The sequence below is a fragment of the Chryseobacterium sp. POE27 genome, assembly GCF_039727685.1.
GTDB lineage: Bacteria > Bacteroidota > Bacteroidia > Flavobacteriales > Weeksellaceae > Chryseobacterium.
Map to the genome: position 1 here is coordinate 3,279,369 of NZ_CP152475.1, position 16,015 is coordinate 3,295,383.

The 16,015-nt window shown below is 40.3% G+C and carries 11 protein-coding genes; 5 read left to right on the forward strand and 6 right to left on the reverse strand.

The features are described 5' to 3' along the window. Positions 1-274: 274 nt before the first annotated feature. Positions 275-2,572 (reverse strand): GH92 family glycosyl hydrolase, encoded by a 2,298-nt coding sequence (locus AAHI02_RS15650; RefSeq protein ID WP_346984036.1) that lies wholly within the window; start codon positions 2,570-2,572, stop codon positions 275-277. 158 nt (positions 2,573-2,730) lie between these two features. Here AAHI02_RS15650 and AAHI02_RS15655 point away from each other — a divergent pair, with 158 nt between their 5' ends. Continuing rightward, on the forward strand, positions 2,731-3,612 hold the full coding sequence (locus AAHI02_RS15655) for an SDR family oxidoreductase (protein ID WP_346984037.1): 882 nt from the start codon (positions 2,731-2,733) through the stop codon (positions 3,610-3,612). Positions 3,613-4,178: 566 nt separating this feature from the next. Here the strand turns inward: AAHI02_RS15655 and AAHI02_RS15660 are convergent. The 4 genes from AAHI02_RS15660 to AAHI02_RS15675 all read right to left on the reverse strand — a co-directional run bounded on the left by AAHI02_RS15660 (position 4,179) and on the right by AAHI02_RS15675 (position 7,667). Then, a complete protein-coding gene (locus AAHI02_RS15660) occupies positions 4,179-4,913 on the reverse strand; it encodes a DNA-binding domain-containing protein (protein ID WP_346984038.1) in 735 nt (244 codons plus the stop codon). Between the two features lie 125 nt (positions 4,914-5,038). Continuing rightward, on the reverse strand, positions 5,039-6,208 hold the full coding sequence (locus tag AAHI02_RS15665; protein WP_346984039.1) for a hypothetical protein: 1,170 nt from the start codon (positions 6,206-6,208) through the stop codon (positions 5,039-5,041). A gap of 108 nt (positions 6,209-6,316) precedes the next feature. Further along, on the reverse strand, positions 6,317-6,529 hold the full coding sequence (locus AAHI02_RS15670; RefSeq protein WP_346984040.1) for a hypothetical protein: 213 nt from the start codon (positions 6,527-6,529) through the stop codon (positions 6,317-6,319). Positions 6,530-7,136: 607 nt separating this feature from the next. Continuing rightward, complete coding sequence (locus AAHI02_RS15675) at positions 7,137-7,667, reverse strand: hypothetical protein (protein ID WP_346984041.1); 531 nt, start codon at positions 7,665-7,667, stop codon at positions 7,137-7,139. A gap of 511 nt (positions 7,668-8,178) precedes the next feature. On the opposite strand from AAHI02_RS15675, the gene AAHI02_RS15680 reads away from it, so the two are divergent. Both AAHI02_RS15680 and AAHI02_RS15685 read left to right on the forward strand, forming a co-directional pair. Beyond that, positions 8,179-10,128, forward strand: coding sequence for a M1 family metallopeptidase (locus AAHI02_RS15680; protein WP_346984042.1), 1,950 nt, complete (start codon positions 8,179-8,181; stop codon positions 10,126-10,128). 134 nt (positions 10,129-10,262) lie between these two features. Beyond that, on the forward strand, positions 10,263-11,090 hold the full coding sequence (locus AAHI02_RS15685) for an endonuclease/exonuclease/phosphatase family protein (RefSeq protein WP_346984043.1): 828 nt from the start codon (positions 10,263-10,265) through the stop codon (positions 11,088-11,090). 68 nt (positions 11,091-11,158) lie between these two features. Here the strand turns inward: AAHI02_RS15685 and AAHI02_RS15690 are convergent, their stop codons facing one another. Then, positions 11,159-11,737, reverse strand: coding sequence for a TetR/AcrR family transcriptional regulator (locus tag AAHI02_RS15690; protein ID WP_346984044.1), 579 nt, complete (start codon positions 11,735-11,737; stop codon positions 11,159-11,161). Positions 11,738-12,640: 903 nt separating this feature from the next. Between AAHI02_RS15690 and clpB the strand changes: the two genes are divergently transcribed. Together clpB and AAHI02_RS15700 are read left to right on the forward strand one after the other, a co-directional pair. After that, positions 12,641-15,235 carry an ATP-dependent chaperone ClpB gene (gene clpB / locus AAHI02_RS15695; RefSeq protein ID WP_346984045.1) on the forward strand — a complete coding sequence of 865 codons (2,595 nt, stop codon included), beginning with the start codon at positions 12,641-12,643 and terminating at the stop codon, positions 15,233-15,235. Positions 15,236-15,445: 210 nt separating this feature from the next. After that, entirely contained in the window at positions 15,446-15,988 is a 543-nt protein-coding gene (locus AAHI02_RS15700; RefSeq protein ID WP_346984046.1) for a hypothetical protein, read from the forward strand. The last annotated feature ends 27 nt before the right edge of the window (positions 15,989-16,015 follow it).

Genomic DNA, 16,015 nt, shown 5'->3' on the forward strand with positions numbered 1-16,015 from the left:
AAAATCGGGAAAACATTTAGATTGGCAAAAGTTCAAAAAAGCAGAATGAAAAATTTTGTAACCTTTTGAATATCTAAACACGCTGAAATCTTTTGTGGCTTTTGCGGTTAAATAAAAAAGTTTTAACATTATAATAATCTGCGTTATCTGCAAAATCAGCGGGAGATAAAATTATAAGTAGATTCTTCATTCCGCTTTTGCTTCATTCAGAATGACAAAAGTACAACAGAATCATCTGTGAAAAATTAAGTAAGATTAAAATTCATATACAAGATTACTTTCTTGGCTTAGCACTCATATAAAAACTCAATTTTCCGCCATTCATAATATCAGAATGCTTTAACGTAAAGTTTTTAATCTCCTTACCATTCAAAAGAATCTTCTGTACATACACATTCTTCGTGCTTTGATTGATGGCTTCAATGGTAAATGTCTTTCCGTTTTCTAAATTCAATACCGCATGATTTACTGCCGGGCTTCCTATGGCATAATCCTCTGAACCGGGAGCAACAGGATAAAAGCCAAGTGAGCTTAAGATGTACCATGCACTCATTTGTCCTGCATCATCATTTCCACCTAATCCATCGGGCGTAGCTTTGTATTGCATCTCTAAAATTCTCCTGATTTGTGCCTGGGTTTTCCAGGGCTGTCCCGCCCAGTTGTAAAGATAAGCCACATGATGTGCAGGCTCATTTCCATGAACATAGCCGCCGATAATTCCTTCTCGGGTAATGTCTTCCGTATCTGCAAAAAACTCGTCGGGCAGATGCATGGTAAACAGTTCATCCAGTTTCGAGGCAAACTTTTTCTTCCCACCCATGAGTTGAATGAGTTCCGTCGGGTTTTGCGGAACGAAGAAACTGTAATTCCAGGAGTTTCCTTCAATGAAGCCTTGTCCGTGGGTGCTTAATGCATTAAAATCTTTTTTAAAGCTGCCATCTGCCAGGCGGGGACGCATAAATCCGGTCGACTGGTCGAAGTTGTTTTTCCAGTTTTCAGACCGTTTGCTGAATTGATTGTAAATTTCCGTTTCCCCGAGATGCTTTGCCAGTTGAGCAATGGCCCAGTCGTCATAAGCATATTCCAGCGTATTGGATACTGAGGTGCCGTTTTTCTCTGCAGGAATATAACCCAGATCAATATACTGCCCGATTCCTTCGTAATCTCTTTTGTTGGCTGTTTCTACACAGGCCATCAACGCTTTTCTCGCATTGCCGGAGTAATTTCCTTTAATGATTGCATCAGCCACCACACTTACACTGTGATAGCCGCTCATACACCAGTTGTCGTTGGCATAATGCGACCAGATCGGCAGCATTTTCATCGAAAACTGATCGTAGTGAGCCATCATCGATTGTACCATATCACCATTTCTTTTAGGTTGGATGATGTTAAAGAAAGGATGAAGCGCCCGATAGGTATCCCAAAGCGAAAAAGTGGTGTAATTGGTAAAGTTTTCTGCTTTGTGAATGTTTTGATCTAATCCTTTATATTCTCCATTTATATCCATATACACGGTAGGATTAATAAACGTGTGATATAAGGCTGTATAAAAATTGGTTTTCTCTGTTTCAGAGCTTTTTATGACGATTTTATTTAATTCTTTATCCCAATTTTCTTGGGTTTGTGCTCTGATCTGGTTAAAAGACAAATTGCCGGTTTCTTTCTCTAAGTTTTCCAAGGCGTTGGCTTGGCTGACTGGTGAAATAGCCAGCTTCACTTCAATGGCTTCATTTTCGGCAGTATCGAAGTCAAAATACATTTTCAGATTCTTTCCGGCGATTTCAGGGAAGTTTTTGGTTTGGTCAAACTTTCTCCAGAATCCGTTGTACACTTGTTTACCGTCGTAATTCTTCTGCCCGTATGATTTGAAAGGCTTTGAAAACGTCATAGCAAAATAAACCGTTCTCGTTCTCGCCCATCCGTTGGTCTGTCGGTAACCTGTTACGGTGTTTCCATTTTCCACGCGAACGTAGGTCCATACGTTTTTACCGTCGTAATTATAAATGCCGGCCATCAGATCAAGAATGATATGTGCCTGATCAGATTTTGGAAATGTATAACGGTGAATGCCCACTCTGGTTGTTGCGGTAAGTTCTGCCAAAATATTGTGGTCATCCAGTCTTGCTTTATAATATCCGGCTTCTGCCTTTTCGTTTTGATGCGAAAATCGACTTCTGTAGCCACTTTCAGGATGAGTTGCAGTTCCCGGATTCAGTTGTAATATTCCCACCGTCGGCATGATTAAGAAATCTCCCAGATCAGAATGCCCTGTACCGCTGAAGTGTGTCGAGCTGAAGCCTACAATGGTTTTGTCCTCATAGCGGTATCCCGCGCAATATTTGTACACCTCTCCATTGTATTTGCCGTTCAGGGCATAAGAGATCGTATCGGTTTCCGGGCTTAGCTGTATCGCTCCAAAGGGTGCCGTTGCTCCGGGATAAGTATGCCCCATCTTTTCCGTTCCGATCAGAGGATTCACATACTGAATCAGTTTTTCAAATTGTTGGGCTTTACCATATACGCTGAAAAGCAAAAGAAATAGAAAAAAAGAAGCTTGCGGCTTTTTCATGAATACATATTTTTTGTGGGAACGTAAATTTAGTTAAATTTAAAATGTAATAAACAGATATTATTATGGCTATACTAATCACGACCTCTTATTGCTAGCATATTATTTATAACGCATCGAATAACTTAAAATCTTAAATTTACTGAAACAATAAAATTATGAATCTATATACACAGCCCATGTTGCGCGAAGATGCCCTGAAAGATAAAGTAGCCATCGTTACCGGTGGCGGAAGCGGTCTCGGTAAGGCCATGACCCGATATTTCCTTCAATTAGGCGCAAAAGTAGTTATCACTTCCAGGAATCTGGAGAAATTACAGGGAACAGCCAAAGAGCTGGAAGAGGAAACCGGAGGTAAAGTGCTTTGCGTGGCCTGCGATGTACGAAACTGGGATGAGGTAGAAGCTATGAAAGAAGCCACTTTAAAAGAATTCGGAAGAATAGATATCTTATTAAATAATGCAGCGGGGAATTTCATTTCTCCAACGGAAAGATTAACGCATTCCGCTTTTGATTCTATTCTGGATATCGTATTGAAGGGAACTAAAAACTGTACTCTTTCCATCGGAAAACACTGGATCGACTCTAAAACTCCGGGTACGGTGCTGAATATCGTTACCACTTATGCGTGGACGGGTTCTGCTTACGTCGTTCCATCCGCTTGTGCAAAAGCTGGTGTGCTGGCTATGACAAGATCTCTGGCAGTAGAATGGGCTAAATATGGAATCCGTTTCAATGCCATTGCACCGGGACCGTTCCCTACCAAAGGGGCTTGGGACAGGTTACTTCCGGGAGATTTGCAGGAGAAGTTCGATATGAGAAAAAAAGTTCCGTTGAGAAGAGTAGGAGAGCATCAGGAGCTGGCCAATCTTGCGGCATACCTCGTTTCCGATTATTCCGCGTATATGAATGGTGAAGTTGTGACCATCGATGGGGGAGAATGGCTGCAGGGCGCCGGAGAATTCAATATGCTGGAAGATATTCCGCAGGAGATGTGGGATGCTTTGGAAGCCATGATTAAAGCAAAGAAATCGAATTAATCTGAGATAAAACTTTCTAAATGGTGGCTGAGGAAATCGAAGCCGCCATTTTTTTTTATTAAACCAGTTACTCTCCTTGAACCACCCCGTCAAAAATTCTCTGAATTTTCGCCACCCCTCCAAGGGAGGGGAATTTTTCCTACTCTTTTCTTACGGTGAAATTTCGGGTTGCTATTACGAGGGAAATGGTGGTCTCTATTCAATGGTGGCCGAGGTTCTCGAAGCCACCAGTTCCTTCCAGTGTACGCAACCCTTCGAGAGCCTCAGGGGTCCGCCAGCCGACAACCTTTTGTCGTTCTGTAGAAACTCCCATACCCAGATACTCTAAAACGCTCTCACCCTAAAACTCAAAAACCCTCCCACAAAAAAAACTCCGGTCGGGAGTTCTACTACCCAAGCCGGAGTCAAAAAACCAATAATAATCCCCTTTCTTCAAAACATCAGAATCACCTCCCGCCTGTGCCACCATCCCACACGTACCTGTGGCACTAACCGATCCGAGGCTGTGGGACTCACCCACTCGTGCCTGTGGCATCAACCGATCTGGAAAGGCTGTACAATGATGGCTATTCTACCGTCAGCAATTTATCCAGAGAAGCCGTTCTGGTTTGCTTCAGAAGGCTACCTTCCGTGTATTGGGTCAATACTTCCAGGATATAGCTTCCGGCAGGTAATGCGGGAATGACCACGATAAGCTCCGAAGGATTGTTGACGACAATATCAAACGCTTCCACCAATGTTCTGGATTGGGTAGCCGTATTGACAAAATACACGCCCCGCATAGGATCATCGCCCATGATTTTAATCTTACTGCCCACGATTTTCAGGTTTTTACCGGGAGTAAGCAGGTCGTTGACCGAGCCGCTCTTCACATCCGTCACCTGTAGGATGACAGAAGAAGCTTCTGCCAGGCCAAGGATGTCGACTCCAATATTGGGGATCTCTGCTCGTAGCTTTTCTCCCTGGTTGAACTGGAAAATAATACTGTGTTTATCTTTGTTAAACTTCTCTGAAGGGCTATCGAATACCCCGCGAATAGTAGTACTTGCCGTGAAGTACCCGGTATTAATGGAATACCCATCACAAAGCTGGTACGCCATTTCCTGAAGGAACAGCTCTGTGGCATGCTCCATCGAAGCGGCGGAGATATCTGCACCTCCTCGGCTTACTGCCGACTGGCAGATTCTTTTGACATTGAGGCTTCGCTCGCTGATGGTTCTTGCCGTGAAATCATTGGGATTGTCTTTGGTTAAAACATTATCGTATAAATAAGCTTTTATTTTATGTAATATATTGGACATTCTTTTATTTTTAATTGTTGAGGTATTGAATTGTTGTTATTAAACCCTCACAGGATTTGAAAATCTGTGAGGGTTGGGTTTATGTAAATCACGGATTGCAAATCAGCGACATAGGGTCTATCGTATTAATAAGTTATTACTAGTCTGTTTAGACCAAAAGTATTAGGCCAACTACTAATAGAGGTATCTATTCTAGGACTAGTGCCTCCTTGAAAAAAGACTATTTTTATTGTCTGACCTGCAGCTAAAAACATAGTATTGGTTCCTTGTTTAAGAAACCACGCCCCGGCAGCAGTGGAAGAACCTTCCCAAACTCGTCCTAACTCGTACGAACCCAACGTATTTGCACTCCACTCCAAATCAACGTAGGCATTTGTAGCAGTTGTATTACTTGATGATAAATAAGTAGCAACCTCAAATGTATAGTAGCCATCTCTTGGGGCGGTAAATACACCAGTTGTAGAATTATATGCATTATCAACATCTAAATTCTCAATTGTATATACAATTACTCCACCTGAAGTTAATGAATAAGTACCCGAAGTATTCCTTGCTCCGGTTGCTGCTACTCTCACTGTACGTACTCCAGAAAAACTCCATGTAGCCACACCATTTGCATCCGAGGTAAGTACTTTACTTGTGCCTTGTGTGCCGTCTACTATCTTAACGGCACCTGAAGTCGAAGAATTAATATCTAACTTGGTTGAAGGAGATGAAGTTCCAATTCCCACCCTATTATTTACTGCATCTACATTTAATGTAGTCCCATCTACCGTAAAATGGCTGGTTCCTGAACTTGCTGTAGAAGTAAAAGCTAGTGTTTTGTCTCCTTGAGTTACCGTTGTATTGCCTGATAAATTGCCGTTTCCATTGTAAATACCTCCTGTTCCTGAAGCAAGATCTGCATTGGCTACTGTACCGTCTGCTATTTTAGTGGAAGTCACGGCACCGGTGGCAATACTTGGCGATGCGGCGGTTCCTGCTAAGTCTCCTGCCAGCTGCACAATTCCTTTACTCGTTGTAGTAGCATCGTTCGCTGAGAACGAAGTCCCTGTAAGAGTCATTCCACTACCTGCGGTGTAGGTGGTATTGGTATCAATATCTGCGGCAGGTTCCCAAGCACTTGTAGTGGTATTGTATTTCAATATCTGACCGTTTGTCGGAGCTGTTGAAGATACTGCCTTACTTTGGATCTTTGCTACGGTTGGAGATGTTGCTGTTCCTGCTAAATCTCCTGCCAGTTGCATAATTCCCTTAGCAGTTGTAGTGGCATCTGTCACTGCTGCACCATTCATTTTCTGCCATACACTCCCATCGAAATAATAATATCCCGGAGCGGTAATATTGGCAGTTGCCCCTGCGGGAGCAGAATCAGCGGTAGATGCATATACGATGAGGCCTTTCTAGTTTGATCCGTACACCGGTGTAGGTGTAGCTGTGGTGGCTGTACGGATCTGATCGCCGGTTAACTGAGGGATAATCAATCCTTCAGGTTTGGTTCCGTTGGTTTTGGCGGTAATGTCAAGGGTGGCTTTTGGAGAAGTATTATTGATCCCCACTTGAGCGAACGTTGTCATGCTGATGAGCAGAACAGCGGTTGTAGTTAATTGTTTCATTGTTTTGTATTTATGTTTGTTGTTTGTACTTTTTGATGACTTTGTTATTTGAACACGAAGTGCGCTAAGATTTTTTTTATCTATGATGTGCTTTTTAGTTTCACAAAGGCGTTTCACTTATAGGAGCTCGCAGAGTTTTTAGAGTTGGAGGGTTTTAGAGTTTGAGTGTGGGAGAGTCCTGGTGGCTGAGGTGACTCGAAGCCACTATTTCCCCTCCAACCCTAAAACGCTCCCACTCTCAAACCCTCCGACTCAATAATAGCTTCGACATGCTCGTCACTTCGAGTAGATTTTGAAGAAATCATATCGAGAAGTTTGTGAGTTTGAGAATAAATGTCATTCCCGATACATTTTTTCTTCACCTTGTTACGAAAAAACACTCGAATTGACGAAACACGAATGACACTGCTGGTTGAACACTAATTTCACAAATGTTGTGTGATTTTCTTTGCTGAGATCCCTACGGGATGACAAACGGGATGGATAGTGAATGACCATTTGTTGCAAAGGAAAATCAAAGATTTTCAAAAACTGATGTGTTCTTTTTGTTTTCAAAGTTGTAACCTTGCTTCTTATGTGACTTATGTGTCAAAAAAACTCTTGTGCCTTATGATTGGAGTACAGGTGGAGGACGGCCGAAATGATTAATCGTAATAGGTGTAAGGTGAAAATGATGAGAAGTAATATGAATATCTTTTTCTTGATCCCTTCTTGCGCTTACAGATAGAAAAAAGGAGGATGATATTGTTTTTTGCTGAAGCTTTACCGGAGAAGAACTTCCGATAACAGCCGTTGAAGAAGAATTGAAAATGAGTCCAAAGGTATGTTTGCCTTTTGGACAGCTTTTATAACAAGTATTCTCCGTTGGGCTACTTATGGACTTATTATGAGAAACTGTGGAAGAAGATGTTTTGATAATGGTTTTAGACCACTTTTTAAAAGAGTCTTTTCTAAAGTTTTGACGGGAAATATATATTGGAGATTCTACATACAAATACGAGTCTTCGGATACAAAGACTACAGAATCAGAGGATACAAAAGTTTGAGCGCTCAACAATGATGATACCAAGACCACAAAAAAGCACAGCAATACCACGCAAAAGCGTTTGAGGGAGAGGGCTTTAGAGGGAAATATCATTTGTAGTCTCATTTTTGGTAAAAAGTAGTCTAGATTAGACTACTTTTTTTACATAAGGAGCTAACCACTATAAAAACATCGTGAAAAACAGGTGAAAAACGGGTGTAAAATTCCGACTGTTTTGTGTCAAAAATTGTAATGAACAGATTTATGATGCAAAAAAGCAAGAAATTAGAAAACAATATCTTAGTGTTTGGAAGTAAAGAGAATTTGTTTACATTTGTAGATGAAAAAAGTAGTCTAATCTAGACTACTTTTTTTTGTGATGTTCTTCCGTCCCTCAGGAAAGCGCATCAATAAAGAGTTTCAGAGAAAAGGAAGCTGTTGGGTATTGCAGACTAAATAATTGAGTGCAATGTCTTTGGTTTTCGGCTAAGATACCTTCTAAAAGCTAAACACGGTGAGTTACCTGATGTCACAATTCAGAAGCTGCGGAGGGTAAAATAGTCATTGCTAACATACCTCAAAAATGTATTATTTTTTTGTTACCTTGGTGAAACAAAAATTAATTATGAACAGCAAGTTTCAAACTCTCGTTTCTGCTCTTGCCGTGATGTTTTTTTCACATTCAGCACTTGCGCAGGAAGCCCCAAAATATGATTACGTAGAAGCTTTCAAGCCATTCTTTTACACCCAGACAGGTACCGAAACAAGATCGGCCAGCGGCCAGCCCGGGCATGCCTACTGGCAAAACTCTGCAGATTACCATCTTAATGTAAGTCTTAACGAGGCTAAAAACGAGATTGCCGGCACGGCAGAAATTACCTATACCAACAACAGCCCCGACAGATTGGGCTTCCTGTGGCTGCAGCTTGACCAGAATTTATTTGAAAAAGATTCAAGGGGGAATGCATTAATTCCTATGTCCGGAAGTAGGAATGGCTCTCATGGTGAAGAGTTTGAAGGCGGATATCATATAAAATCGGTAAAGCTTGACGGTAAAGCCGTGAAATATACCATTACCGATACCAGAATGCAGATCGACCTTCCTTCGGAACTGAAAGCCCGGGGAGGTGTTGCCAAAATAACCATAGAATATTCTTTCCTTTCCCCTAAATACGGATCCGACAGAATGGGAATTGAGGATACCAAAAACGGGAAAGTTTTTACCGTGGCGCAATGGTATCCGAGAATGTGCGTTTACGATGATGTGTTGGGATGGAATACGTTGCCCTATCTGGGAGCTTCGGAGTTTTATCTTGAATATGGGGATATTACAGCTAATATTACAGTGCCTGCCAGTCATTACGTAGTGGCATCCGGAGAACTGCTGAATGCTAAAGAAGTCTATACCAAAGAAGAAAACAGCCGATGGGAGCAGGCAAAGAGCAGCGATAAAACCGTTATGATCCGCCCCGAATCCGAGGTTGGTAAAAACCAGCAAACCGGAACGAAAACCTGGAAATTTAAAATCAGACAGGCAAGAGATTTTGCCTGGGCATCTTCCCCTGCTTTTATGCTGGATGCCGCCAGAATCAATCTTCCGGACGGTAAGAAATCACTCGCTATTTCTGCCTATCCCGTAGAAAGTGCCGGAGAAAAAGCCTGGGGAAGATCTACAGAGTACACAAAAGCTGCCATTGAACATTATTCTGCAAAATGGTATCCCTATACCTATCCTGCCGCCACCAACGTAGCCGGAAATGAAGGCGGTATGGAGTATCCCGGAATCGTATTCTGCCATATGAATTCTAAAGGCTCAGAACTTTGGGGGGTAACCGACCATGAATTCGGACACAACTGGTTCCCGATGATCGTGGGCTCCAACGAAAGACTGTTTGCCTGGATGGATGAAGGCTTTAATACATTCATCAACGAACTGTCTACGGAGGCTTTCAATAAAGGGGAATACTACTATAGGAAAAATGTTGCCCAGATGGGTGGCTTCTTGATGAACGATCGCTTTGAGCCGATCATGGTAGGAGCCGATAATATGAAGGAAAGCAGCATCGGTGTTTTGGCTTACTTTAAACCGGGACTCGGGTTACAGGTGTTAAGGGAATCTGTTCTCGGACCCGAAAAGTTTGATAAAGCTTTCAGAACATATATAGACCGCTGGGCTTTTAAGCATCCTACACCATGGGATTTTTTCCACACGATGGAAAATGTTTCAGGGGAAGAGCTGAACTGGTTCTGGAGAGGATGGTTTATGAATAAATGGAAAATTGATCAGGCTGTAAAAAATGTGAAGTACGTAAACGGTGACTTTAAAAACGGAGCACAGATCACCGTTGAGAATATCGGGCAACTGCCGATGCCGACTACCGTCCAGGTAAAGTTTAAAGACGGAACGGAGCAAACGGTGAAGCTGCCGATCGAAGTCTGGAAAAGAAACACCGAATGGACATTCAGTATTGATTCGACAAAAGAAATAGATCAGGTAAAGCTTGATCCGGCCTCACAGCTCCCTGATATCAACAGTACAAATAATACCTGGAATTCAGCAGATGCTAAGCCGTAAAGAGAAATTAAAAAATTACTTCATCATCAAACTCCGGAAATACCGGAGTTTTTTATTTTAAATTAAGTTCAAACTGAGTGTTGTATTCATGATAAGCCTTACTTTTGTGTGAACTAATTAAAATATATATGAATATGAATTTCAGACTTTCAATCGTATGCCTTATGATGTTTGCCCTAGGGTTCTCGCAGGATCTTAAAGTAATGAGTTTCAATATCCGTCTGAATGTAGATTCGGATAAAGAGAATTCCTGGACGAACAGAAAACAGGATGTTGCAGATCTTCTTATGTATTACCACCCGGATTATTTCGGCGTTCAGGAGGCATTGCCGGAGCAGATGAAGGACATTAAAAACGGATTGAAAAACTATGATTATGTAGGAGTAGGAAGAGACGACGGTAAAGAAAAAGGAGAATTTTCTGCTATTTTCTATGATACCGACAGGCTTCAGGTGCTGAAATCAGGAACATTCTGGCTTTCCGAAACACCCGAAAAACCTTCTAAAGGATGGGATGCCGCATTGAACAGAATCTGTACCTATGCTGTTTTTAAGGACAAAAAATCGAATAAGCAATTTATAGCCATGAATCTTCATTTCGATCATATCGGAAACGTAGCCAGGGTAAAATCTTCAGAACTCATCTTAAAAAAGGTCAAAGAACTGAATCCTAAAAATTTACCGGTAACAGTGAGCGGCGATTTTAATTTAACGGAAGATTCCGAACCTATTAAAATCATGTCGCAGAATATGCAGGACAGCTTCTATCATTCTGAAACCAAACATTACGGGCCGAAAGGCACTTTCACCGGTTTCAATGTGAATGAGGTTCCCAAAGAAAGAATTGATTATATTTTCGTGAAAGGATTTAAGATTAAATCTCACAGGCATATCAATGACAGAAGGGAAAACCTGCTGTACCCATCAGATCATTTTCCTGTTCTCGCAGATTTGCAGTTTTAGAAAAGATACCAATTTAAATGTAAGCTAAAATAAAATGGAGCTTTTTGTCGTAATGATAAAAGGCTCCGTTACTTTTTATGCTTTCCCAAAAGACCAAACAGGATTTTATCTCTGATCTCATCCGTAATTTCCGTGGTAGATTCTGTGTTTCTCTTGAACCAGAAATAAGAATTGTTCAGCGTGTGAAGGATAAAACGTGTGGTAAATGATGGTGAACGAAGCTCCCACTGCTCAGCTCTATAGATATCCGAAATCAGCTGTTCTACTTCCTGCTGGTAGTTCTTCCTCAGTTCTACAAACTCGAGAAGTCGCTCTTCCAGGTGCTTCCATTCGTTGGAATAAATATGGGTAACATCGCGGTTCTGAAGAACTACGGATAAATGTTTTTCAATAAATAGGTTTAGTTTTTCTCTAGGAGCGATATCTGTATTTTTTACTGCCTGAAGCTCGTCGAAAAATTCCCGGGCAATACCGAAACAGATCCATTCCAGGATCTCCTCTTTAGAACGGATGTGTGCGTATAGTGAAGCGGCTTTGATGTTCAGTCTTGTGGCCAGATCCCGCACAGAGCTTCCCATATAGCCTTTTTCCTTGAAAAGTTCTACGGCAACATCCAGTATTTTCTTTTGTTTTTCTTTAAGTTCCATCAGGTAAAACGCAAAAGTAATTATTTTGATTGTAATATTCTGATTTTTGGATTCTGATTTTGGGATTAGGGACTCTTAACGCCGATTGAGTTGATTCAGAATAAACTCAAATAAAATTCATTTAAAACATTAAGCTAAAAGCGAAGTTCATCTTAAAATTCATAGTATTAACGCAAAGTTTGATCATCATTCCATATATTTTTAAGGAAGCGAAGTAAGACGGCAAAGCCGCCGATTAAGCGTGGATAATGTGTAAGCTTGATCAAATCAGCTTGCTGATCCTTTCTTTGCTTCCTCTCATTATGCATAAATTATATAAATCTTTGCGTTAAGTAAAACTGAGTGATGTCTTAGAGCCTGTCCAAATTCTAAATATATTTTCAATATTAAGAATTAAGGTATAATTTCTTAATTAACTTAATTTAAATCAATCGATTGATTTCTTAATTTTTCCCACTTAATAAACTGAATTTCTTAATGTTAAGAATAAACTTTGTTTATTTGGATAAAGCACATTAATTATAAGTCCATAAAATTATTAGATAAAATTTAAACTGGCTCATAATTTTAGATGATTATTGCTTTTCGTACTTGTTTCCGACTATGACTCTTCTTCCGATAAATTTTATTCAATACCCCTCATAATCGGAAAATTTGTCTTTGTAAGTATTGTTAATAATGAATATTTCGGAAAATTTGTCTGTATTTTTTGAAAATTCAATAATTGAATACTTTTTGTGATATAGTTCTCGAATTAAATGATTGATAAGACATTAAGATTAGACTTAGCAACTTTGGTCTTAATGTTTTTTAATAACAAAAATCATCATTTTAAAACTGAGAATTGTATAAATTTTGATGATAATCTATTAACTATAAACCAACAATAATCAAATAAATAATATGAATTTAAACCAATATACCGTAAAATCGCAGGAAGCCATCCAGGCCGCACAACAGGTAGCTATGGAATTTGGCAACCAAAGTATTGAGCCGCAACATCTTCTTGAAGGTATTTTTCAGGTGGATGAAAATATTTCGCCTTTCTTACTGAAAAAATCTGAGGCAGATGCCACTTTATTAAGAGAGCGCAACCGGGAGAACTTAGAAAAACTTCCAAAAGTGCAGGGAGGAAACATTTATCTTTCCCAATCGGCCAATAAAGTTTTGCTTGATGCGCCAAACATTGCCAAAAAAATGGGCGACGAATATGTAACAATCGAGCATTTGTGGCTTTCATTGTTAGAAACCAATTCAGAAGTTTCGAAAATGCTGAAAGATATGGGCGTTACGAAAAACCTTCTGGAAGGCGGAATTAAAGAATTAAGAAAAGGAAGCAAGGCGACTTCTGCAAGCTCGGAAGAAACGTATCAGTCCTTAAATAAATATGCTAAAAACTTTAATGAGCTGGCTGCGGAAGGGAAACTTGATCCTGTAATCGGCCGTGATGAAGAGATCAGAAGGGTTTTGCAAATTCTTTCGAGAAGAACAAAAAATAATCCGATCCTGATTGGTGAGCCGGGCGTGGGTAAAACCGCCATCGCAGAAGGAATCGCGCACAGAATTATCAGCGGAGATATTCCTGAAAATCTGATGGATAAAACTTTGTATTCATTGGATATGGGAGCATTGATCGCCGGTGCAAAATACAAAGGAGAATTTGAAGAGCGTTTGAAATCGGTGGTGAATGAAGTCATTAAATCGGATGGGCAGATCATTTTGTTCATCGACGAAATCCACACCTTGGTAGGAGCCGGAGGCGGTGAAGGTGCGATGGATGCTGCCAATATATTAAAACCGGCCCTGGCAAGAGGTGAGCTAAGAGCGATCGGTGCAACCACTTTAAATGAATATCAGAAATATTTTGAAAAAGATAAGGCATTAGAAAGACGTTTCCAGAAAGTGATGGTGGAAGAACCGGATACGGAATCCGCAATCTCCATTCTTCGTGGAATTAAAGATAAATATGAAGCCCACCATAAAGTAAGAATCAAAGATGAGGCGATTATCGCGGCGGTGGAAATGTCTCAGCGATATATCTCCGACAGATTTTTACCGGATAAAGCGATTGATTTGATTGATGAGGCTTCGGCTAAACTGAGAATGGAGATCAATTCAAAACCTGAGGAACTGGATGTTTTAGACAGAAAATTAATGCAGCTGGAAATTGAATTGGCGGCCATTTCAAGAGAAGGAAACCAGACTAAAATCGACCATTTAAAAGAAGATATTGCGAAAATTTCTGAACAGAGAAACGAGATCAATGCCAAATGGCTGAAAGAAAAACAAAAATCGGAAGATTTAACGAATATAAAGAAGGAAATAGAATCTCTGAAATTAGAGGCCGAAAGAGCTTCAAGAGCCGGAGATTATGCTAAAGTAGCTGAAATCCAGTACGGAAAACTTCGTGAAAAAGAGGAAGAGCTTTCCAAGCTTGAAATTGAAATGCAGAATCATCAGAATGAGTTGATTAAAGAGGAAGTAACTTCTGAAAATATTTCTGAGGTAATTGCTAAGTGGACGGGAATTCCTGTTACAAAATTGTTGCAGTCGGAAAGAGAAAAATTATTAAATCTTGAAACTGAGCTTCATCACCGGGTTGTGGGTCAGGATGAAGCCATCACAGCCGTTGCGGATGCGATCCGAAGAAACAGGGCAGGATTGAGTGATGATAAAAAACCCATTGGTTCGTTCTTATTCTTAGGGACAACCGGAGTCGGGAAAACCGAGCTGGCCAAAGCGCTGGCAGAGTTTCTATTCGATGATGAGAACAATATGACAAGAATTGATATGAGTGAGTATCAGGAACGTCACAGTGTTTCAAGATTGGTAGGTGCGCCTCCCGGATATGTGGGTTATGATGAAGGCGGACAACTGACGGAAGCGGTGAGGAGAAGACCGTATTCTGTAGTGCTTTTAGATGAGATTGAAAAAGCGCATCCTGATGTTTTCAATACATTGTTGCAGGTTTTGGACGACGGTCGTTTGACGGATAACAAAGGTAGAGTCGTGAATTTTAAAAACTCGATCATCATTATGACTTCCAATTTGGGGTCTCATATCATTCAGGAGAATTTTGAGAATATTACGGAAGAAAACCAGGATGAAATTGTTGAGAAAACGAAAATTCAGGTTTTCGATTTGTTGAAACAGACTTTGCGTCCGGAATTCTTAAACAGAATTGATGAAACAGTGTTGTTCCAGCCTTTAAGAAAAAAAGAAATTGGAAAAATCGTTCAGTATCAGTTGAGAAGTTTCAATGATATGCTGGCAAAACGAAACATCATTATGACTGCAACACAAGATGCTTTGGATTATCTGACCAATAAAGGTTACGACCCGGTTTTCGGGGCAAGACCTTTGAAAAGAGTGATTCAGCAGGAGGTTCTGAACAGACTTTCCAGAGAGATCCTTGCAGGCAAGGTGAACGATGGCGACCGTATCACCCTGGATTATTTTGAAGAGACAGGATTGGTATTCAGGCCAACAGATTTATAAGTAGTTTTTTCATATATATTATTTTTGTAAGTAAGTGCTGTAGATGATTTCTGCGGCACTTATTTTTTTGTTTATAAGTACTCTGAAGATTTAATTCAATTTTACAATCCGTAAAAACCCCATAAATAATCAGGAAAAAACCGTGTCATAGCAAAAGGATTTTTTACGAAATTAGCATATCAAAACTAACATTTATTAAAAACTAACATTATGAAACCAAAAGCTAAGCTAGAAACTGAAGCGCAAGGGCTTAAACAGCCTTTAAGCATGATGACGACTGATCTTATCCAGACTCTGGTGAATAACTACAGAACAAACCAGCTGCTTTCTGTAAAAGAAACAATGGGGATTGAAGATGCAGATTCCATCCAGTTTGATCTCGCAACATTGAAGAGATTTATTTCCGAAATTGAAACTGAAACGATCGCAAATAATCCTGATGTTACCACAGAAGATCTCGGCATCAGGTTTTATTATGCTGCTTATCCGAATGCTGAAAACTGGGATATCATGGCTGGTACGCCAATTGGGATAGAATGTGCACAAATGCATACGCTGGTGATGATTCCTACGATTAAAAGAATGGAAGAAAACGGCGAAGTGGGTAATTATGATTTCAATCCTTTAGACATGAACCGGAATGGTGTGAATGCGAGGACTTTTGGAAAGGATTCAGATACGGATCTTGAGTTTATTTGCCAGAACCATGGTACATTATCCCCTCCTGCAACAAAAATAACACAATTGTTTTAGGATAGAAATTTATATTTATACGAACAG